The organism is Silvimonas terrae, assembly GCF_014202765.1.
Taxonomy (GTDB): Bacteria; Pseudomonadota; Gammaproteobacteria; order Burkholderiales; family Chitinibacteraceae; genus Silvimonas; species Silvimonas terrae.
On record NZ_JACHHN010000001.1, the window covers coordinates 262,634 to 282,227 of the forward strand.

Consider the following 19,594-nt stretch of genomic DNA (forward strand, 5'->3'; position numbering starts at 1 on the left):
CGCAAACCCGGTCCTGGCTTGCCTTGCAGGCCCAAGCAGGATGCGTGCCCGTAGTTGCTCAGCCCTGTGCGGGGCCCCAACCTGGCGGAAAAATGCGGCGCTGGCCAAGCGGGGAGCACCGCGTTGGTGTCGTGTTTTGCACCGTGCTGGTGCGGCGGATAAATGAAACGGCCCGCAGTTTGTCAGGCTGCGGGCCGTCTGTCTGGAGGCGCAAACACCAGACTGGATGGCTGGTGTTTGCGCTTGGCAAAGATCAGTTTGTGGTTTTTTGCGCAGCACTGGCGCTTTGGTCTGCGGCCAGACGCCAGCCCCCGCCCACTGCCTTGTACAGGGACACCCGATCATTGAGTTCTGCCAGTTGCGCCTGGACTAAGGACAAGCGCGCATCAAACAGATTGCGCTCGGTATCGAGCACGTCCAGATAGCTGGAATACCCGTTGTCATAGCGCAGGTTTGCCAGGCGCAATTGCCGGGTCAGGGCCTGGACTTTGTTGCGCAGCGCTTCTGTGGCTTTGGCCGCCTGGTCATTTACCACCAGCGCGGCGCGTACATCACCAAAGGCGCTTTGCACCGTACCCCGATAGACCGCCAGTGCTTCCCGTTCTATGCCACGCGCCTGATCAACCTGCGCGGCGGTCAGCCCGCCATTGAACAAGGGCATGCCCAGGTTGCCGGCAAAGGACCAGGTCTTGGCGGCCCCGGTGAAGAGATCACCAAACGCCAGGCTTTCCACCCCCGCCAGCCCGGTCAGGCTGATGGTGGGGAAATACGCCGCCCGGGCGGCTTCCACCCGTGCCCGTGCCCCGATCAGCGTGGCTTCTGCCTGCTGGATATCCGGCCGGCGCAGCAACAGGTCTGACGGCAAACCAGAGGGGATGACGGGTGGATGGCCAATCTCGTCAATGCGTTTGCCGCGCTCGGGCAGGGTTTCGATAATCTGCTGCGGCGTTTCACCCAGTAATACCGCCAGTGCAGATTCAGTCTGCGCAATCTCGCCCACCAGGTTGGGTTCTGCGGCCTGGGCGGTATTCAACTCGGCTTCTGACTGGCGGACATCCAGCTCGGAGATCAAGCCGCCCTTGAAACGCTTGGTTTGCAGGTCGTAGCTTTCCACGCGGGACTGAATGGTGTCGCGTGCAATCTGCAACTGGCCATCCAGTGCGATCAAGTTGAAGTACGTTTGTGCCACTTCGGCATCCAGCGCCAGCGACACGGCATCCCGGTTGTACTCGGCGGCCATCAAATCACGGCGTGCGCCTTCGGTCAGATTGGCCAGACGGCCCCAGATATCCAGCTCCCAACTGGCTGCAGCGGCCAGTTGATAGTCGGTATACGTACCCAGCGTAGCTTGCGGCCCTTTGCCGGAGACCTTTTGTTTGGCGCCGGCACCTTGCAGATCAAGCTGCGGAAATTGCGCCGAAGAATTGATCCCCACCACAGCGCGGGCCTGATCAACCCGCGCCACGGCCTGGGCCAGATTCTGGTTGTTGGTGCGTGCGGTCTGGATCAATTGCGCCAGCAGCGGATCGCCAAACTGGTCCCACCAGTGATTGTCGATCCAGCCGGCATCACTTTGCATACGCTCTGCGGCGGGCAATTCTGTGGCCGGCGCAGTCTTGTCGGGCTGCATAAAAGCGCAGCCGGGCAGGGTGAGGGCAAGCAAGGCTGCGATCAGCGCGCGGCGCGGGGTTACAAACAATGTGGTTGGCTTATTCATGATCAACCCCCTGATGTTCCAGGGCTGGTGCTGGTGGGTCTTCCTTTTTGGCTTTCTTGCTGCCCAAGCCCATGATCAGGCGGAAAAACAGCGGCACAAAGAAGGTGGCAATGCAGGTGGCGGCCAGCATGCCGCCGATCACGCCAGTACCGATGGAATGGCGGCTGGCCGAGCCCGCACCGCTGGAGGTCACCAGCGGTACGCAACCCAGAATGAACGCCAGCGAGGTCATGACGATAGGCCGGAAGCGCAGGCGGGAAGCCTCAATGGCCGCGTCATACAATGACAATCCCTCGTGGTGTTTTTCTACCGCGAATTCCACAATCAGGATGGCGTTTTTCGCCGCCAGGCCGATCAGTGTCACAAGGCCAATCTGGAAGTAAACATCGTTGTTCAAGCCCACCAGCCACACGGCCAGCAGAGCACCAAACAAGCCAAATGGCACGGCGGTCACGACCGCGATCGGCAAGGTCCAGCGTTCGTACTGCGCGGCCAGGATCAGGAACACCATGATGATCCCGAAGATGAACGCTTGCGCGGAGGTGCCACCAGCCAGCTTTTCCTGGTAGGCACTGCCCATCCAGGTCAGCGTGAAGTCACTGGTCAGGACTGATTCGGCCACTTCTTCTGCCGCCGCAATGGCCTGGCCGGTGGAGTACCCCGCCGCCGGGGTCAGCATGACCTTGCCGGCAGAGAACACATTGAAGCGCTCCACCAGTTCCGGACCTACCACCGGTTTGACCGTGACCATGGCGGAGAGCGGGATCATCTGTCCGCTGGCAGAACGGACATAGACGTTGCGCATATCGTCCGCCGAAGAACGGAAGGCGGCATCCGATTGCAGTTGTACCTTGTAGGTGCGGCCAAAGATGTTGAAGTCGTTGACGTACTGCGCACCAAACGTCGCGGCAATCGTGTTGAAAACCTGATTGACGGGCACGCCCAGCGTTTTGGCTTTGTCGCGGTCCAGATCAAAGAATACTTGCGGTACCGTGGCACGGTAGGTGGTGCTCACCGCAGAGAACTCCGGACGCTTTTTGGCGGCTTCCAGATAAGACTGGATGGCTTGTTGAATCGCCGCCGGGTCTGTCGTACCACGGCTCTGGATATACGCTTCCAGACCCCCGGTGGTGGACATGCCGGTAATGGGGGGCGGGTTGAACGCCAGCACCACGGCATCGCGAATCCGCGAGCCCGCAATCATGACCTTGTGCGCCAGCGAGAAAGAATCCTCACCTTCGCCCTGGCGATCTTTCCAGTCTGCCAGGGTGACGAATGCCGCTGCGCCATTGGAGCGATAGGTGCTGGAAAGCAAGTCAAAGCCGGAGAAGGTCAGTGTCTCCGCCACATTTTTGTTTTTGGTCATGGCCGCATCAAGTTGCGCGGTCACGGCTTCGGTCCGGCTCAACGAGGCGGCATCCGGCATGATCGGGATGACCATGAGATAGCCTTGATCCTCATCCGGCACCAGACCCCCGGGGACGGTCTTGAACAGCAGCAACAGGCTGACGATCATGGCCCCGAAGATGAGAAACGCAATCCCGACGCGGCGATTGAGGAACGCAACACCGCCCACGTACTTGCTCGTCATCTTGTCAAAACCGCTGTTGAAGGCGCGGAAGAAACGGTTGGGCTCATGATGTGTGGGTTTAAGGATCAACGCGCACAGGGCAGGGGTGAGGGTCAGCGCAACGAGGCCGGAGATCACCACCGAAACCGCAATGGTCACCGCAAACTGTTTGTACATCACGCCTGTCATGCCGCCCATAAAGGCCACCGGCAGGAACACGGAGCAGAGCACCAGCACAATGGCTACCACCGGCCCGGATACTTCTTCCATCGCCTTGATGGCCGCATCCTTGGGCGAAAGCCGCTCGGTGCTCATGATCCGCTCAACGTTTTCCAGCACCACGATCGCGTCATCCACGACGATACCGATCGCCAGCACCATCCCGAACAGGGTCAAGAGGTTGATGGAGAATCCCAGCGCCTCCATGCCGGCAAAGGTCCCGATCAAGGACACCGGTACGGCCAGGCAGGGAATCAGCGTGGCGCGGGCGTTCTGCAGGAATACATAGACCACCACAAACACCAGCAAGATGGCTTCAAACAGGGTATGAACCACTTCTTCGACCGAAATCTTCACGAAGGTGGTGGTGTCATACGGAATGCCATATGTCATGCCATGCGGAAAGCGCACCTTGAGTTCTTCCATCTTGGCGCGCACGGCTTCGATCGTTTTCAGCGCGTTGGCGCCAGGCTGCAAGTACAGCGCAATCCCGACGGTAGGTTTGCCGTTGTGTTTGGCCACCACGTCATAGGCGTTGGAACTCAACTCCACCCGCGCAATATCTTTGACGCGGGTTTGCGAGCCATCCGGATTGGCGCGGACGATGATGTCTTCAAACTCTTTCACCGTCGACAAACGACCTTTGGCTGTCGCGGTATAGGTAAATTCCTGCGGGCGTGCGGGGTCGCTCGGTTCGGCACCAATCTTGCCGGCAGAAAACTGCTGGTTCTGTTCGGAAATGGCGTTCTGCACATCCGTCGGGGTCAGCCCCAACTGCGCCACCTTGTCTGGCCGCAACCACACGCGCATGGCGTAATCGCCGCTACCGATGATGGAGACATCACCAATGCCGGGAATCCGCTTGATTTCATCTACGACGTTAAGCGTGGCGTAGTTGGACAGGAACAGCGCATCTTGCGCGCCGTTGGTGGAATCCAGCGTCACAAAGGCCAGGATGGACGTGGATTTTTTCTTCACCGTCACGCCTTGCCGTTGTACTTCCTGCGGCAACTGCGCCATGGCCGCTTGCACGCGGTTATTGGTGTTGATGGTGGCCTGGTCGGGGTCAGTACCAATGGCAAAGTAGACGTTCAACGTCATGGCACCGTTGGAGGCCGCCGACGATTGCATGTACAGCATGCTTTCGACACCGTTGACCTGCTGCTCGATCGGGGCGGCAACGGTTTCTGCAATCACCTGTGGAGAGGCGCCCGGGTAGTTAGCGGTGACGGTGACAACTGGCGGCACGATCTGCGGATATTGCTCGATCGGCAACGCCTTCATCGAGACCAGACCCGCCAGCACAATGATGATGGAAATGACGCTGGCAAAGACCGGCCGTTCAATAAAGAACTTTGAGAACATGACCGCTCCTTACTGGGCGTCGTTGGTGTGGGCAACCGCGGCGGGGGCATCGGCGGCGGCCACGTCGCTGGCGGTCACCGGATCAACCGGGGAGCCAGGCCGCGCCTTGAGCACGCCTTCCACGACAATGCGTTCACCGCCTTTCATGCCGCTGGCGACCAGTACATTGGTGCCATAGGTGTCACCCAACTGGACGACACGCGGCTCGACCACGTTCTTGTCATTGACGACCAGTACCGCTTTATCTGCCTGAATCTGGACAACGGCGCGCTGCGGAATCAGCAGTGCATTTTTGTGGATGATGCCGCCCACCAATACCCGTACAAACTGGCCAGGCAGCAATTTGCCTTGCGGGTTGGGGATGATGGCGCGCGCGCTGATGGTGCCGGTGGTGGTATCCACCTTGCTGTCAGAAAAATCGATGGTGCCGGAGCGGTCGTACAGGGTGCCGTCGGCCAGCCGCAGCTTGACCGGGAAACGCTGGCCCGCAGGGAGCACGACCTCGCCACGCTGTGCTTGCTGTTGCAGCAGCAGCTTGTCTGATTCCGAGTAAGAGAAATTGGCGTACAAAGGGTCGAGCTGGTTGATGGTGGTCAGCAAACCGCCATTCGCGGAGGGTGACACCAAACTGCCTTCAGAGAAATTGAGCTTGCTGGCCATGCCATCAATCGGAGCGACCACGCTGGTGTAGCCCAGGTTGATGCGGGCCTCTTCCGTCTTGGCTTTGGCCGATGCCAGATTGGCAATGGCAGAGTCATACGCGGACATGGCGTCGTCGTAATCTTTGCGGGAGACCGCGTTTTCCTTGTACAGCGGGATGATCCGGTCGCGGTCGGCGGTGGCTTTATCCAGGGCGGCTTTAGCCTGAGCTTCGACACCCACAGCTTGATCCAGCGCGGCCTTGTAGGTCGCCGGATCGATCTGGAACATCAACTGGCCGGCTTTGACCGGCTTGCCTTCCGTGTATTCGCGCTTGAGCAAAATGCCTTCTACCCGCGCGCGCACCTCAATTTGCCGGTAGCCCGCAGTCTGGCCGACGATTTCAAATGTGGTTTCAATGTCATGCGGCTGGATTTGCATGACCGAGACTTTGGGCGGAGGTTGTTGGGGCGCGGCTGCTTTTTTATCGCAGCCAGAAAGGGCAACAGAAAGGGCAAGAGCAAGTGGAATGCAAGCAGGCAGCACGCGACCGGAAAACACGGATATCCCCTCTTTGACGAAGAGCTGGTACGGCGTTGTTCTTTGTCTGATAACAAGCCGGATTGCAGCTTCGCCTGGCTGATTTATATAAAAGCGCGGTATTAAACTGTTCCACCCGGAGCGGGATGGAATGTGTTTGCATTTATATATAGGTCAGAAAATCAGCACTTGATGGAGTCACGCAAGATTGCTTGCTTGAATTTGTTTTCAGGCAAACCCTATCTGTCATGATTTCAGGGCGTGGTATGTAAAGGCGCAGTGAAAAACGAAGATAAGCTACTGATTAAAAGCCTGCATCAGGCATTCATCAGTATCGTTGTTGACCTTGTCTTGCAATAGTTGCAAGGAACCGAAACCAGAGAAACGGATGCGGTCACGCAGGGCCGACTTTTGTAAATCCGCATCACTCCAGGCGGCGTAATCGGCCTGACGCAGCGCCAGATCAGCCAGGGTGGCTTTGGCGGCGGGGGTGCCCAAAGCCGGTCGGATGAACAACACGTTGATGCCGGCGGGCATGCGCCGCAGCAATGCGGCGTATTCGTCCCCGCGTTCGGTCAGACTGCCGGCGGGCAAGCTGCTGGCCGTGTCCGGGGTGATGATGCCGGCGCGCTGGCCGTTGCGGTTCAGCGCCTGTTGGCGATCCAGCGGCATGTCGCCCAGCGTGGTGATCATGGCGTAACCGCTTTGCCGGGCCAGTTCCAGATATACCCGGGTGAGCATGGGGCTGGCACGCCAGAATGCGCTGCGGGGTTCCAGGTGACTGATGCTGACTCCGGAATCGCGCGCTTTGGCGATTTGTGCCGCCAGTTCCAGACGGACATCAATTTCGGTAGCGTGTTGGGCCAGTTCTGCCGGCGTGCGCCACAGATTGCCACGGCTGTTGTAGAGCGAGGGCACGCTGGTACGCGGCAAGACGCCACGCCACGGCAGCTTGTCCTGATTCTCGTTGGTCAGCGCCAGGGTGATACCGACGGTCATCTTGAGGGATATAGCGCGCTGGGCGGCGCTGCTAAAATTGTTGCCGGTGGGCAGCAAAGCCACCGTCTGGATGCTGCCGCTGTCGATGAGTTCAAACGCGGCGGCATCGATATCGGGCTGCATGCCAACATCGGTGGCTTCGACAATCACCACCTTGTCTTGCGGCTTGTAACCGAGGCAACTGCCCAGCGGGGTGGCGCGAGCGGGGAGGCTCAACGTTAGTCCGGCCAGAATGCCGGCCCCCAGCATCCAGTAACGCGCCGACAACAAAGAGACACCCATGGCTGTACCACCGTTGCAATAACTTGTTTACATCAACCCGTTCAAAACGGGTCTGCTGGCTGAAGCACGCCCAGCATAGCAACAAGTTGTCGCAGACAACATTCGATACCGGCAGGGTGTTGCGTGGATCACAAGGCCCCGACCGGGTCAGCCTGCCCCGTCGTTCAGCGGTTCCGCAGCCAGCTGACGGGCACGGCGCAACACAATGGCACATGCTGCGGCCAGTTCCAGCTGGGCCACTGCCAGTTGCATGGCCTCTGGCGTTTGTTCCAGCGCTTCCAGCGCACGCATCAGTTTGAGCATGCCGATCTGGCCCGCAATGCCCTTGGCGCTGTGGGCGTGCCGGCTACGATCTTGCAAGGTTTCTTCGTCTGCCAGGGTTTGCAGCAGCACGGTAATCCGGTCCAGACCGCGCTGGGCAAAGGGGATGGCCTTTTCCAGCGTGTAACCCATGGCTGCGGCGGCTTCTTCCAGCGTGGCGGGGAGCTGGGTTTGCAGTGGGGCAGGGTTTTTTTCCATCAAGGCGCGGAGTAACTGGTCGCGGGTAAAAGGTTTGGTGACCCAGCCGTCCACACCGCTGGCGGCGAGGTGTTCGGCATCGGGCGAGTGACCGGCGCTGACCAGCAGATACTGGCCTTTGTAACCCAGTTTGCGCAGGCTTTGCGCCAGACGCACGCCGTTCATGAACGGCATGTGGAAGTCCGCCAGAATGATGTCGATGCGCTCGTTGGCGCGCCAGATGCCCATGGCCTCAATCCCGTCTTCCGCGCTGATGACGTTGGCGCCCGCACGCAGCAGAATATCGCTCAAGAGGTCCCGGTTCAGCGGCTGGTCTTCTGCAATCAGCACCGTGCGGCCGCTCAATACACCTTGCCAATCCTGGTGGCCGGATTCATGGACCGGTTGGGCCGGCGTGACCGGCACATTGACGGTAAAGGTCGCGCCCTGACCTGGCGTGCTGTCCAGTTCAATATGCCCGCCCATCAAGTGAGTGAAGTCCCGGCAGATGGACAAGCCCAGGCCCGCGCCGCCCACCCGGCGGCCCGCTGCGGCCTGTTCAAACGGGGCAAAAATCATTTCGATATCTTTGGTGGCGATACCCGGGCCGGTGTCGATCACCTTGGCCACCAGCCAGTGTCCCTGGCCGGCACGCGCTTCATGCGCCAGGTGTATGGCGACCTTGCCTTCTTCCGTCAGCTTGATGGCGTTGCCCACCAGGTTGACCAGAATCTGCCGCCACTTGCCGGCATCCAGCCGGAACCAGCCCTGATCCGGGGCGATGATTTCAAAGGCCACGCCCTTGCGGGCGGCTTGTTCGTGAAACAGACCGTGCAGTTGTCGCACCAGCGCCGCCATCGACATGGGCGTTTCGTACAGTTTGATGTGGCCGGCTTCCAGCTTGCTCACATCCAGTACATTGCCGATCAGGCTCAACAGATATTCACTGCTATCGCCAATGTGCGAGAGCCATTGCGCCTGATGCGGGTTCAGGTCGCGCTCGTCTGACAGGCGCTCCACGTAACCCAGAATGGCGGTGAGTGGCGTACGGATTTCGTGGCTGACATGCGCCAGGAAGGTGGTCTTGGCGTGATTGGCGGTTTCTGCCTGACTGCGCGCGGTTTCCAGTTCTGCGGTGCGCTGCGCCACCAAAGATTCCAGCCGCTCAGCCTCGGCAATCAGATGCAGGCGGTAAGCGGATTCTGCGGCCTCTTTGCGGCGGCGCAGTTCGCGCACCCGCAGTGCCATCGCCACGCTGAACAGCATGATCTCGATGATGATGCCGATAAAGATAAAGCGGTAACTGAACGCGTCATGTTCAATCAGGCCGTAGTCCCGCAAGCCCCAGGTGACGGTGAGCGAGACCGAATAGGTGGCCCAGGCCGCCAGAAACAGCTTGGCGCCCGGCACGCGATTGCGGATGGCCGCGATACTGGCCGCAATGTAGATCAGAAAACCAATGCCGCCGATATTGAGCGCTTCCAGCGCGAACTGTTCGCGGTCGAGCAACGCCGCCACGCTGCTGACGGCGCCAATGGCGACAATACACAGCAGTGCGCGATCCAGCCAGGGCGAAAACCGCGAGACTTGCAGGTAATGCCGCACAAACTGGGCCGCACAAATAAAGTAGATACCGCTACAAAAGAACAGCAATTTGAAACTGAAATAGCCGTGCCACAGCAACAAGGGCCAGACCCCGGTGGCGCTGTGGAACGATATCGTCAGCATCACGAGGTTGAGCCCGTAATACAGGAACGCTTTGTCCCGCGTCGCGGCAAAGCCGGTGATAGCGCCAAACGCCACCAGCAGCATGATGCCGATCATGCCCCCCAGGAGGAACATCTCGTGATTGTTGGCGCGGAAAAACGGTTGCTCGCCCCACAAACGCAAATCCGAATAAATGGGACCGGCGATATCGTCGTGGCCGTTGAACACCACCTGCAGCATGACTTCTTTGCTCTGGAAACCAGCCAGTGGCTCGCGGAACACCGGGCGGATGGTGGAGAGCGGGCGGTTTTCTTCTCCCTGGCTGTTTCTGAATGCCTGTAGCTGCCACGGCCCGTTGCTGCCCAGCGGGCGCGTATACAAGGTGACACTACCAATCAGGCCATCGGTATATTCGATCAGGCTATAGATGGTTTGCGGGCTATCGTTATGCACCACAAAACGGAACCACCAGGCGTCGCGGCTATAGCCTCGTGAGCGCATCAGGCCATGGGGAGAATGAAATTTTCCGGTACTGGCAGCTTTGTCAGCTTCATCGATGCTGGCGGAGCGCGTAGGGTCTCGCCAGATTTTCAGCTCGCCATCCAGTTCAACCCCGTTGGTGGCCGCATCGACATTCATCGCGCCGGCTGGCGCAGCGCCCAAAGCAAAGACAAGCAGGCAGAGCATCTGCAATAGCAGATACGCGGCGATGCGGCTTGTCCCGGCGCCGCGTGCTGGCCTTGTGCTCATTTTGTTTGAATGTCCCGCTGTCCGGCGCTTTGTCAGTGTGACTGACTGCTGATGATGTAAGACTGGGTCTGGATATGACTTTGGCATTTATAGCAGCCCGTCGCGCAGTATCACGCCAAACGACGCATTTGTCGCCAGCGCGCGCGCGTTCGTCCTGAAAGTGATGCGAAAGCACCCGTTTTTGTCTCTTTTGTTGCCAGGTTACATCGCATAACCATGTCGCTGCTGTTATTTTTTTACAGTGGAACTATGATCTGGCGCTTTAAAAGCCCGTCAGGATTGGATCGTCATGCAAGTCTGGAGTAACCCTCTGCTGGATGAATTCAAGCGTACTGCCGACCCCTTGGCGGACGATTGTATCCGGCATCTGATTGCCCACGGCGATGTTGCTTCTGCCAACGCCGTACTGGCCCGGCTGGACACGGACCAACCCTGGCCGGCCGACACGCCCGCGCCGCTGGTGGCTTATCTGGATGCCACCTGCACCTTGCCGCCGGATGTCGATATGGCCCGCATCCATCGCGCCCAGCAGTTTTTTACCCGTTTCGGATTGCAGTTTGGCGTCAGCCTGATGTGCCGCTCGCTGCCGGTGCTCTACGCCGGCAAGCAGGGTGGGGCACAAGTGCTGGCCGCCACCGGCCAGTTGACCAACCGTTTTGAACGCCGTGCCTCCGAAACACTGCGCTTTATTCTGAATAGTGCCGAGCCGGGTGGTCTGGATGCCGGCGGCAAAGGGTTGCTGACCATCCGCAAAGTACGGCTGATGCACGCCGCTATCCGCCATTTCGCCCTTGCCACCCGCGGCTGGCCGCAAACCGCCTGGCCCGAGCAATGGGGCATGCCGATCAACCAGGAAGAACTGGCCGGCACCATGCTGGCGTTCTCTACCGTGGCGGTAGAAGGCCTGCGCACCCTGGGTGTGGACGTGAGCAAAGACGATGAAGAAGACCAGTTGTACCTGTGGAAAACCATCGGCACGGTGCTGGGCATTATCCCCAACGCCATGCCCGACGACGTCCCCAGCGCCCGCGAATTCTGGAAAGCGCTGGAACGCCGCAACTTTGGCCCGTCCCCCGCAGGCGCCAAGCTAGCCCAGGCGCACGTGCAGTTTTTGCAATCCCAATTACCAGAAATCGCCCACGGCCTTGTGCCAGACCTGATGGCCGTGCTGCTGGGCCGTCAATCTGCTGGATACCTGGGACTGCAAGAATCCCACTGGTGGAGCTGGGCGATTGACCTGATGCGCTGGGTGTTCCGCATCAAACGCAAACTGGCAAATAGCTCCCACACCGCCCAAAGCTTTGTTGAAGCCTACAGCCAGGTGTTGATGGAAGGACTGCAAAAACACTGGGCCAGCGCAGACCCTGGGACGCCGTTCCGCATTCCGGATACCCCGCTGCACCCGGTAACCCGCCCCGCACCGGCCCAAGTGCATGTGGAAATACAGCCGTAAAACAGGATGAAACAAGCCCGGCGTATAACCGCCAGGCTTTGATGTTGATGTTGATGTTGATGTTGGGGTTGGGGTTGGGGGTGCTTTTGATTTTCCCTCCCCGTTAAAGCCCAGCGCCGAGGGCGTGGAGGGAGACTTTGGGCTCCCGACCAACCGAGGGCAGCCCGGAGGGCCGCCACCCCGCTGCAACTGTCATCTGCTATGCCGGCATCTTTGTGGGGGTACCCACCAAGGGGCAGGCTGGGGTCGCCTTTCTTTGCCTGCTTTCTTTGGGGCCGCCGAGGTGGCGAAGCAAGTTGCACGATAAATGTGTACTGCAAATCAGGGTGCTCCGGCCACCGCCGGTATCAAAAACAACCGCGCCGTCAGGCGCTAACAGCGGTTCAAGGTTTTAAGCCTGCAGTTGGTGGATTGTCGCTACCGCTCCGAATCCACCCTACGGTGGATCGCAAAGGGCCACCTGCGGTGGCCGTACTGGATTCGCGCTTCCGCAGGAATGACGAACCAGGGAGCGCGCCGCCTGCAGTTGCCGACTGCCGCATCAAGCAGCGCCTGCCGCAAGAAAAGATGTTCTAACGAAAGACCGCCTGGCAACAGGCATCGCGCCATCAGGCGCGCGTATGACCACTAATAAAATACACATCACGGAGCGCATCATGATTGCCATCGCCAGCGGCGCAAACGACCCGTCCGCCCTGTTCAACACCGTCAGTATCGACGGCAGTATCTACACCATGCCGCAACTGGCCGTTTTCGCGGCTGGTTGTTTGCTGTGGGTTGTGGCCTACGCCTATGTGTTACTGCAGGCCCACCGCAACCGCGTGGTGGAAATGGCCGTACTGGCCGCCGCCAGTAACCTGGCGTGGGAGTTTGTCTGGGGTGTGCCGCTGCATACCGATATGGGCGTGTTCCTGGTGTGGACGTATCGGGCCTGGCTGGTGTTTGACCTGTTTATCTTTCATCAGGTGCTCAAACTGGGTCGTGAGCAATTCACCTCAGACTTTTTCAAGCGCCATTACAACGCCGTGGTCTGCGCGACCGTGGTGTTCTTCATTGCCGTGTACTGGGGCATGACGCTTTCTGGCATCGATTCGCCCATTGGTGCGCGCTCGGCTTATGTCTGCCAGTTCATTATCAGCGTGCTTTGCCTGATTTTGCTGGTGCAGCAACCCTCCACGGTCGGATATGCCTGGACCATTACCTGGTTGCGTAGTCTGGGTACCTTGCTGGTGTCGGTCTTCATGGTCATGCATTACCCCAAAGACGTCTTCCTGCTGGTGTTGTGCGCGGGTGCGACCCTGCTGGATGCGTTTTATTGCGTGTATTTCTTGCGTCTGCGCGCCAGCAAAACGGCAGCAGCACCCCTGCAAGCGGTAGCCTGAGTTTTTGGGAACCAGGCCAAGTCAGGTATCCTGCGTCTTTGATTGATTTGCCTCAGGTTCCTATGCGTCACGCACTGCTGTTTTATTGCCGGGCCGGTTTCGAAAATGACTGCCGTCAGGAGTGGGAAGCCCGCTCCGGTCAAACCGGCGGTTGGGAAACCGCGCCTGGCTTTGCCTTGTTCAAGCCAGGTAAGGGCGGCGAGGCTGACCCGAACCCGCCCGCCGCCAAAGAATTGATCTTTGCCCGGCAGATGCTCTATGTGCTGGCCGATGTTCAATTGGGCGACAAAGACCGTCTTACCCCGATTGTGGATGCGCTCAAGGCGGGCAAGACGCCGGCGTTCAATGACGTCTGGCTGGAGCATCCAGATTCGGACGAAGGCAAACCGCTCTCCGGTTTTTGCCGCCGTTTTGGCGATATTGCCCGCAAGGCGCTGCAAGAAAACAATCTGATTGACGAGAGCGCGCGCTACCGGCTGCATCTGTTTTTCCCATCCATGAACCGGGTGCTGATCTGCTCGGTCGACCCTAACCTGGCGGCCAGTGACTGGCCCATGGGTATTCCGCGTGTGCGCATGCCGGCCGAAGCACCCAGCCGCTCTACCCTGAAACTGGCTGAAGCCTTCATGACCCTGGTGCCGGATGCCGAAAGCCTGCTCAAGCCCGGTATGACCGGTGTCGATCTGGGCGCTGCGCCGGGCGGCTGGACTTACCAGTTGGTCACGCGCGGCATCAAGGTATACGCCATTGATAACGGCCCCATGAAGGGCGATATGGCCATCCACCCCAACGTCAAACACATGCGCACCGACGGCTTCAAGTTCCGCCCGCAAAACCCGGTGGACTGGCTGGTGTGTGACATGATTGAACAACCTGCCCGGGTGGCGCAGTTGATCGCGCAATGGCTGGCGCATGGTCAGGCGCGCATGGCGGTGTTCAATCTGAAGCTGCCCATGAAGAAGCGCTGGACCGAGGTGGAGCGTTGTTTTGACTTGATTGACCAGATTCTGGGCGCTGCCGATATCCGCTACACGCTCACGGCCAAACACCTGTACCACGATCGGGAAGAAATCACCTGTTTTCTGGCCCGCCAAAAAGCGGGTAACAAGCGCGGCAGATAATACGGGGCGACATTGACAGCCCGTCAGCATCCTGGCAGGCTTTGTGCCATATTCATTGCACGTTCATTTGAGGGTAAGCGCATATGTTGAAAGAATTCAAAGAATTTGCCATGCGCGGTAATGTGGTTGATCTGGCCGTGGGTGTGATCATTGGCGCGGCCTTTGGCAAGATTGTGGATTCGCTGGTCAAAGACATCATCATGCCGCCGATTGGCCTGATTCTGGGCAAGGTTGACTTCACCAATCTGTATGTCTTGCTGCGCGAAAGTGACAAAACCCCCGGCCCCTACGCCACGCTGGAAGCCGCACAGAAAGCCGGTGCAGTGACACTTAATTACGGCAATTTCATCAACATTGCCATCAGCTTTGTGATCGTGGCATTTGCGGTGTTCTTGCTGGTCAAAGGCTTGAACAGCATGAAGCGCGCAGAAGAAGCCGCGCCGGCGGCACCGGCAGCGACACCGGAAGACGTGCAACTGCTGCGCGAGATTCGGGATTTGCTGCAACAGCAAAAACACTGAGCTGCGGATGCGTGACAAAACAAAAAACCGGCATAACGCCGGTTTTTTGTTTTGGGGCGGATAGAGTGACGAGGCTGGCGTTGCGCGGTGGGTCTTGAGTCAGAACCAGAACGTGGGTGCGTGCGTCCCGTTTACTCGTCATTCCGGCGAAAGCCGGAATCCAGGTGTAAACGTTTGTGCCGCAGGCACTGAGTTGGAGTGCCGGTGAGAGCCCACCTGCGGCGGGCGTCCCTCGGCGGTCCCCTGGATTCCGGCTCAAGGCCGGAATGACGATATTGATGGTGTGCAGAAAGGGTTAACTGGCCACACCATCTGCCACACCTCACACCTCACACCTCACACCTCACACCTTCGGTGGATGCTTGATGGCGTTCAGCTTCATCTTGCGCAGTATCGCCGCTTCAATATCCACATTCATCACGTCCGCCAGTTGCAGCATATACAGCAGCACGTCGGCCATTTCCTGCTCGACCAGATCGCGTTTGGCGTCGACTTGCGCCAGCGCCACAGACTCTTCCGGCGTCAGCCACTGAAAGTGCTCCACCAGCTCGGCCATTTCCACTGACATGGCCATGACCAGGTTCTTGGGGGTGTGATAACGGGCCCAGTCACGCGCGGCGACAAAGTCTCTGAGCTGCTGCTGCAGGGCGGGTAAATCCATATAACGAATCCTGATTTGAGGCGGCTTGTTGCCGGTTGGTATTGAATATCCGGATGATGGCTCCATCATGATATGTGATTTCAATACAGACTCTGCTTGCGGAATATCCCCCATGCCCCATACCCAGACCAGCGAGCCGCTTGAAGCGGTCCTGAAACTGGCTGATTTTGTCGCCAGTTCCCGTTTGCCCACCAAGCATGGTGAGTTCACCGCGCACGTCTATCGCTCCCGCCTGGATGGGGTAGAACATGTGGCACTGGTGGCGGGTGACGTGGCCAATCGTGAGGCCGTGCTGGTGCGTCTGCATTCTGAGTGTCTGACCGGCGATGTGTTTGGCTCACTGCGTTGTGATTGTGGTGAACAACTGGATATGGCGCTGGAGCGCATCAACAAGGTGGGTTCTGGCGTCATGCTGTACCTGCGCGGCCAGGAAGGGCGGGGCATCGGTCTGGCGCACAAGATTCAGGCCTACGCCTTGCAGGATCAGGGCATGGATACGGTCGACGCCAACACCGCGCAAGGCTTGCCGGTGGATGCGCGCAGCTACGATGCCGCTGCAGAAATTTTGCTGGATCTGGGTATCCGTTCGGTGCGCTTGATGAGTAACAACCCCAAGAAGCTGGCGGCGCTGGAAGCGGCGGGTGTGCCGGTGGTGGAGCGGGTGGTGCATCAAGTGGTGCCCAACAAAGAGAACATCCACTACCTGGAAACCAAGCGGGTGCGCATGGGGCACATGCTGTCTGAAGACACGCATCTGAACTATCGCAAGTGCTAGTCAGGCACGTAGCAACAAAAAAGCCGGGCTTGCCCGGCTTTTTTGGGTCATGCCCGGGTCCGTCAGACCTTCGCTGCCCGGTTCAAGCCGCTGAGCACGGCCTTGATGGCGGCCGTCACAATATCGCTATCCACCCCCACGCCATACAGCGTGCGGCCATCGGGCACGCGCAGTTCCACGTAACACGCGGCGCGGGCGTCTTCACCCTTACCCAGTGAATGCTCGTGGTATTCGACAATATGCGCCTTGCCATCCAGCGCGCGGACAAAGGCTTCCAGCGGGCCTTTGCCTTCGCCGTGTAATTGCACGCGCTGACCTGCCAGGGCGATATCGGCGGTGATAGCAACGCCGCCCGCTTTGGCGCTGTGCAAGTGGTGGGCGTAGTAAGTCCAGGGTTCGACCGCCCGCAGGTATTCCTGGGTAAAGACCTCATGAATATCGGCGCTGGTGATCTCGCGGCCAGTCTCGTCGGACACGCGCTGGATGGCGCGGCTGAACTCAATCTGCATACGCCGGGGCATTTCAAAGCCGTATTCCTGTTGCAGCACAAAGGCCACGCCGCCTTTGCCGGACTGGCTGTTCACACGGATCACTGCGTCATAAGTGCGGCCCACATCGGCCGGGTCGATGGGCAGGTAGGGCACATCCCAGAACTCATCCGCCTTTTGTTTGGCCAGACCTTTCTTGATGGCGTCCTGATGCGAGCCGGAAAACGCCGTGTACACCAGATCGCCGGCGTAGGGGTGGCGCGGGTGGACTGGCAACTGGTTGCAGTGCTCCACCACTTCCCGGATGGTATCGATCTGGCTGAAATCCAGCCCTGGATGCACGCCCTGGCTGTACAGGTTCAGCCCCAGCGTCACCAGATCGACATTGCCGGTGCGCTCGCCATTGCCAAACAAACACCCTTCCACCCGATCCGCGCCAGCCATCACGGCCAGTTCAGCCGCTGCCACCGCCGTACCCCGGTCGTTATGCGGATGGACCGACAAGATCACGCTGTCGCGGCGGGCCAGGTTGCGGCTCATCCATTCAATCTGGTCCGCGTAGGTGTTGGGGGTGGACATCTCCACCGTGGCCGGCAGGTTGATGATCATTTTGCGCTCAGGCGTCGGTTGCCACAGTTCAATCACCGCGTTGCAGACTTCCAGCGCAAATTCAGGCTCGGTGGCGGAGAAAGTCTCTGGCGAGTACTGGTAGACCCAGTCCGTCTCTGGATATTGCCCGGTGTATTTGCGTACCAGTCGCGTGCCTGCCAGTGCCAGTTGTTTGACGCCTTCACGATCCGTATCGAACACAATGCGCCGCCATGCCGGGGCGATGGGGTTGTACAGATGCACGATGGCACGGCGCGAACCCACCAGCGACTCCACGCTGCGTTTGATCAGGTCTTCACGCGACTGGGTCAGTACCTCAATGGTGACGTCGTCGGGCACGTGCCGTTCTTCAATCAGCTTGCGCACAAAATCGTAATCGGTTTGCGAGGCGGAAGGGAAGGCGACCTCGATCTCTTTGAAGCCAATCTCGACCAGCATTTTGAACATGCGCAGTTTCTTCTCGCCGTTCATGGGTTCAATCAGGGACTGGTTGCCGTCGCGCAGGTCGGTGCTCATCCACACCGGCGGATGGCTAATGCGCTGGTTGGGCCAGGTGCGATCAGGCAAGGCAATGGGGCTGAAGGCGCGGTACTTGCTGGCTGGATTGGGGTGCACGGCAGTCTCCTGATAAGTTAATTTGGACTAAATGTATAAAATAAGGTTTGAAGTTTTGGCTTTTGTTAAATTTATGGTGTTATTTGCCGAGTTGTCAAACGATATTTTAGATTTTACGTCCAATTCATAATGGATATGCTTGTGCGTTTTACAATATGTCCGATATGACGTTGTATGAGCACCAAAACAAAACGGCCCGCACAGGGCGGGCCGTTTTTGAAGTACACGTCGGTCAGGGTCAGACGTCTTTCATGCGGAAACAACAGAACAGCGCGGTACAGACACTCACCACGGCCACATAGAACACCGCGTGATAGCCCCAGAGTTCTGCCACCGCGCCAGCAATGGCCCCGGCGATAATCGAGCCGGTCCGTGTGCTGGTGGCAAACAGGGTGGTTGCCATGCCAATCTGGCCGGGCATGACGTCCTGAAAATACAGCATGCCAATCCCGGCAATGATGCCGATGAAAATGGCGTTCAATAGCTGCATGGCAATCATGGCGTATTCGTTGGAAATCAACGTCATGCAGATGTAAAACAACACGCCCGCAGCAGTGGCAAAGCGCATCATGCTGCGTTTGCCAAAACGGCGGGTGTAGTAACCCGCAATCAGCATGGCCGGGATTTCCAGCGCTGCGGCCGTGCCCATCAAGATGCCGACGGTACGCTCTGGCAAGCCCAGGTCACGCGTGACGTAGAGTGGCATGGTGATCAAATACATGCTGTTGCAGGTCCACATCAACGTACAGCCAATGAACAGCAAACGCACCTGCGGATCACGCCACCAGCTCACCCGTGCGTGATGCGCGGCGGGGTGGTGTTTACGGGCGGGCAAGTCGGGCAGCACTTTCCAGACAATCAGCGCACAGCCCAGAAAAGCGGCGGCAGCACCCAGATACATGACCGGAAAGCCATAACCGATGGCCAGCGCGAAGGCCAGCGGTGGCCCAATCACCCAGGCCAGTGAAATCTGCGCCCGCATGATGGAGTTGAACATGACCGCTTCACGGCCGGAGTGATCGGCGTGCTCGCGCGCCAGGGCAAAGACTTGCGGGTTGCCCGTGCCGCCAAAACTGCCCAGCACCACGCCCACGGTAATCAGCAGCAGGTAATGGCGATCAAACGCAAACAGCACACAGCCGAGCATGCCCAGTAAACAGCACCAGACAATCAGCATGCGGCGGTTGATGCCTTTGTCAGAGTGATGTGCCAGCCACTGGCTGATCAGAATGCCGATGATGGCGCTGACGGTGTAAAAGGTGCCGACCAGAATCGGCCGCACGCCCACTTCGCCGCTCAAAAAGAGGCTGAGCGTGGGCACTTGCAGCGCGCCGGCGGTGCCGGTCAGGAAGGCCACCACCAGGAAAGCGGCAGAAGCGAGGTCAGGCTTTTGCCTGTAATACAAAGCGGTCAGGGCGCGCATGATCTATGCCGGCCCTTATTCCGGAATAACGCCGGCTTGGGGTCGAGGCAGCAGGTAAGAAATTTCAAAAGAAACAATTAAAACTATTTCGCAGTGTATTAAACGCTTGTCATTTTCTCACGCGGGTTTTTGTCACCGTTTGTGCCGGGGTTGTCCTGCATGGGTAAAAGGGGGATGAGTGGTGGGGAGTGGGGGGGGGATAAACCGGTACGCCCCCCTTAACTTGTCATTCCGATCCTGAGCCGGAATCCAGGTGTAAT

Annotated in this window: 13 protein-coding genes; 5 read left to right on the forward strand and 8 right to left on the reverse strand. The window is 58.8% G+C overall.

Going from position 1 to position 19,594, the window contains the following annotated elements; genetic code table 11:
• Positions 1–253: 253 nt before the first annotated feature.
• The 5 genes from HNQ50_RS01110 to HNQ50_RS01130 form a co-directional block, all read right to left on the reverse strand.
• A complete protein-coding gene (locus HNQ50_RS01110) occupies positions 254–1,717 on the reverse strand; it encodes an efflux transporter outer membrane subunit (protein ID WP_184096697.1) in 1,464 nt (487 codons plus the stop codon).
• Complete coding sequence (locus HNQ50_RS01115) at positions 1,710–4,871, reverse strand: efflux RND transporter permease subunit (RefSeq protein WP_184096699.1); 3,162 nt, start codon at positions 4,869–4,871, stop codon at positions 1,710–1,712. Before HNQ50_RS01115 ends, HNQ50_RS01110 begins: the two co-directional genes overlap by 8 nt.
• Before the next feature lie 9 nt (positions 4,872–4,880).
• Positions 4,881–5,951 carry an efflux RND transporter periplasmic adaptor subunit gene (locus tag HNQ50_RS01120; RefSeq protein ID WP_221302938.1) on the reverse strand — a complete coding sequence of 357 codons (1,071 nt, stop codon included), beginning with the start codon at positions 5,949–5,951 and terminating at the stop codon, positions 4,881–4,883.
• A 396-nt stretch (positions 5,952–6,347) separates the two neighbouring features.
• Positions 6,348–7,331, reverse strand: a complete 984-nt coding sequence (locus HNQ50_RS01125) for a ChbG/HpnK family deacetylase (protein WP_184096701.1) — start codon at positions 7,329–7,331, stop codon at positions 6,348–6,350.
• 147 nt (positions 7,332–7,478) lie between these two features.
• Positions 7,479–10,286 carry a hybrid sensor histidine kinase/response regulator gene (locus HNQ50_RS01130; RefSeq protein ID WP_184096703.1) on the reverse strand — a complete coding sequence of 936 codons (2,808 nt, stop codon included), beginning with the start codon at positions 10,284–10,286 and terminating at the stop codon, positions 7,479–7,481.
• 289 nt (positions 10,287–10,575) lie between these two features.
• Here HNQ50_RS01130 and HNQ50_RS01135 point away from each other — a divergent pair, with 289 nt between their 5' ends.
• The 4 genes from HNQ50_RS01135 to mscL all read left to right on the forward strand — a co-directional run bounded on the left by HNQ50_RS01135 (position 10,576) and on the right by mscL (position 14,763).
• Complete coding sequence (locus HNQ50_RS01135; protein ID WP_184096705.1) at positions 10,576–11,739, forward strand: oxygenase MpaB family protein; 1,164 nt, start codon at positions 10,576–10,578, stop codon at positions 11,737–11,739.
• Between the two features lie 620 nt (positions 11,740–12,359).
• Positions 12,360–13,121, forward strand: coding sequence for a transmembrane-type terpene cyclase (locus HNQ50_RS01140; RefSeq protein WP_184096707.1), 762 nt, complete (start codon positions 12,360–12,362; stop codon positions 13,119–13,121).
• A 62-nt stretch (positions 13,122–13,183) separates the two neighbouring features.
• A complete protein-coding gene (gene rlmM / locus HNQ50_RS01145) occupies positions 13,184–14,242 on the forward strand; it encodes a 23S rRNA (cytidine(2498)-2'-O)-methyltransferase RlmM (RefSeq protein WP_184096709.1) in 1,059 nt (352 codons plus the stop codon).
• An 83-nt stretch (positions 14,243–14,325) separates the two neighbouring features.
• Positions 14,326–14,763: a large conductance mechanosensitive channel protein MscL gene (gene mscL, locus HNQ50_RS01150; RefSeq protein ID WP_184096711.1), complete on the forward strand. Its 438-nt coding sequence runs from the start codon at positions 14,326–14,328 to the stop codon at positions 14,761–14,763.
• A 343-nt stretch (positions 14,764–15,106) separates the two neighbouring features.
• On the opposite strand, the gene HNQ50_RS01155 is transcribed toward mscL, so the two are convergent.
• Entirely contained in the window at positions 15,107–15,424 is a 318-nt protein-coding gene (locus HNQ50_RS01155) for a nucleotide pyrophosphohydrolase (RefSeq protein WP_184096713.1), read from the reverse strand.
• 112 nt (positions 15,425–15,536) lie between these two features.
• Between HNQ50_RS01155 and ribA the strand changes: the two genes are divergently transcribed.
• Positions 15,537–16,199: a GTP cyclohydrolase II gene (gene ribA, locus HNQ50_RS01160; RefSeq protein ID WP_221302939.1), complete on the forward strand. Its 663-nt coding sequence runs from the start codon at positions 15,537–15,539 to the stop codon at positions 16,197–16,199.
• Positions 16,200–16,261: 62 nt separating this feature from the next.
• On the opposite strand, the gene leuA is transcribed toward ribA, so the two are convergent.
• Together leuA and HNQ50_RS01170 are read right to left on the reverse strand one after the other, a co-directional pair.
• Positions 16,262–17,911, reverse strand: a complete 1,650-nt coding sequence (leuA, locus tag HNQ50_RS01165) for a 2-isopropylmalate synthase (RefSeq protein WP_184096717.1) — start codon at positions 17,909–17,911, stop codon at positions 16,262–16,264.
• 238 nt (positions 17,912–18,149) lie between these two features.
• A complete protein-coding gene (locus tag HNQ50_RS01170; protein WP_184096719.1) occupies positions 18,150–19,334 on the reverse strand; it encodes an MFS transporter in 1,185 nt (394 codons plus the stop codon).
• Positions 19,335–19,594: the final 260 nt, after the last annotated feature.

What these genes read in the sequence shown, in the direction of transcription:
- HNQ50_RS01110 (WP_184096697.1), bottom strand. Translation starts at nt 1,717, where the DNA reads ATGAATAAGCCAACCACATTGTTTGTAACCCCGCGCCGCGCGCTGATC.
- HNQ50_RS01115 (WP_184096699.1), bottom strand. Translation starts at nt 4,871, where the DNA reads ATGTTCTCAAAGTTCTTTATTGAACGGCCGGTCTTTGCCAGCGTCATT.
- HNQ50_RS01120 (WP_221302938.1), bottom strand. Translation starts at nt 5,951, where the DNA reads ATGCAAATCCAGCCGCATGACATTGAAACCACATTTGAAATCGTCGGC.
- HNQ50_RS01125 (WP_184096701.1), bottom strand. Translation starts at nt 7,331, where the DNA reads ATGGGTGTCTCTTTGTTGTCGGCGCGTTACTGGATGCTGGGGGCCGGC.
- HNQ50_RS01130 (WP_184096703.1), bottom strand. Translation starts at nt 10,286, where the DNA reads ATGAGCACAAGGCCAGCACGCGGCGCCGGGACAAGCCGCATCGCCGCG.
- HNQ50_RS01135 (WP_184096705.1), top strand. Translation starts at nt 10,576, where the DNA reads ATGCAAGTCTGGAGTAACCCTCTGCTGGATGAATTCAAGCGTACTGCC.
- HNQ50_RS01140 (WP_184096707.1), top strand. Translation starts at nt 12,360, where the DNA reads ATGACCACTAATAAAATACACATCACGGAGCGCATCATGATTGCCATC.
- rlmM (WP_184096709.1), top strand. Translation starts at nt 13,184, where the DNA reads ATGCGTCACGCACTGCTGTTTTATTGCCGGGCCGGTTTCGAAAATGAC.
- mscL (WP_184096711.1), top strand. Translation starts at nt 14,326, where the DNA reads ATGTTGAAAGAATTCAAAGAATTTGCCATGCGCGGTAATGTGGTTGAT.
- HNQ50_RS01155 (WP_184096713.1), bottom strand. Translation starts at nt 15,424, where the DNA reads ATGGATTTACCCGCCCTGCAGCAGCAGCTCAGAGACTTTGTCGCCGCG.
- ribA (WP_221302939.1), top strand. Translation starts at nt 15,537, where the DNA reads ATGCCCCATACCCAGACCAGCGAGCCGCTTGAAGCGGTCCTGAAACTG.
- HNQ50_RS01170 (WP_184096719.1), bottom strand. Translation starts at nt 19,334, where the DNA reads ATGCGCGCCCTGACCGCTTTGTATTACAGGCAAAAGCCTGACCTCGCT.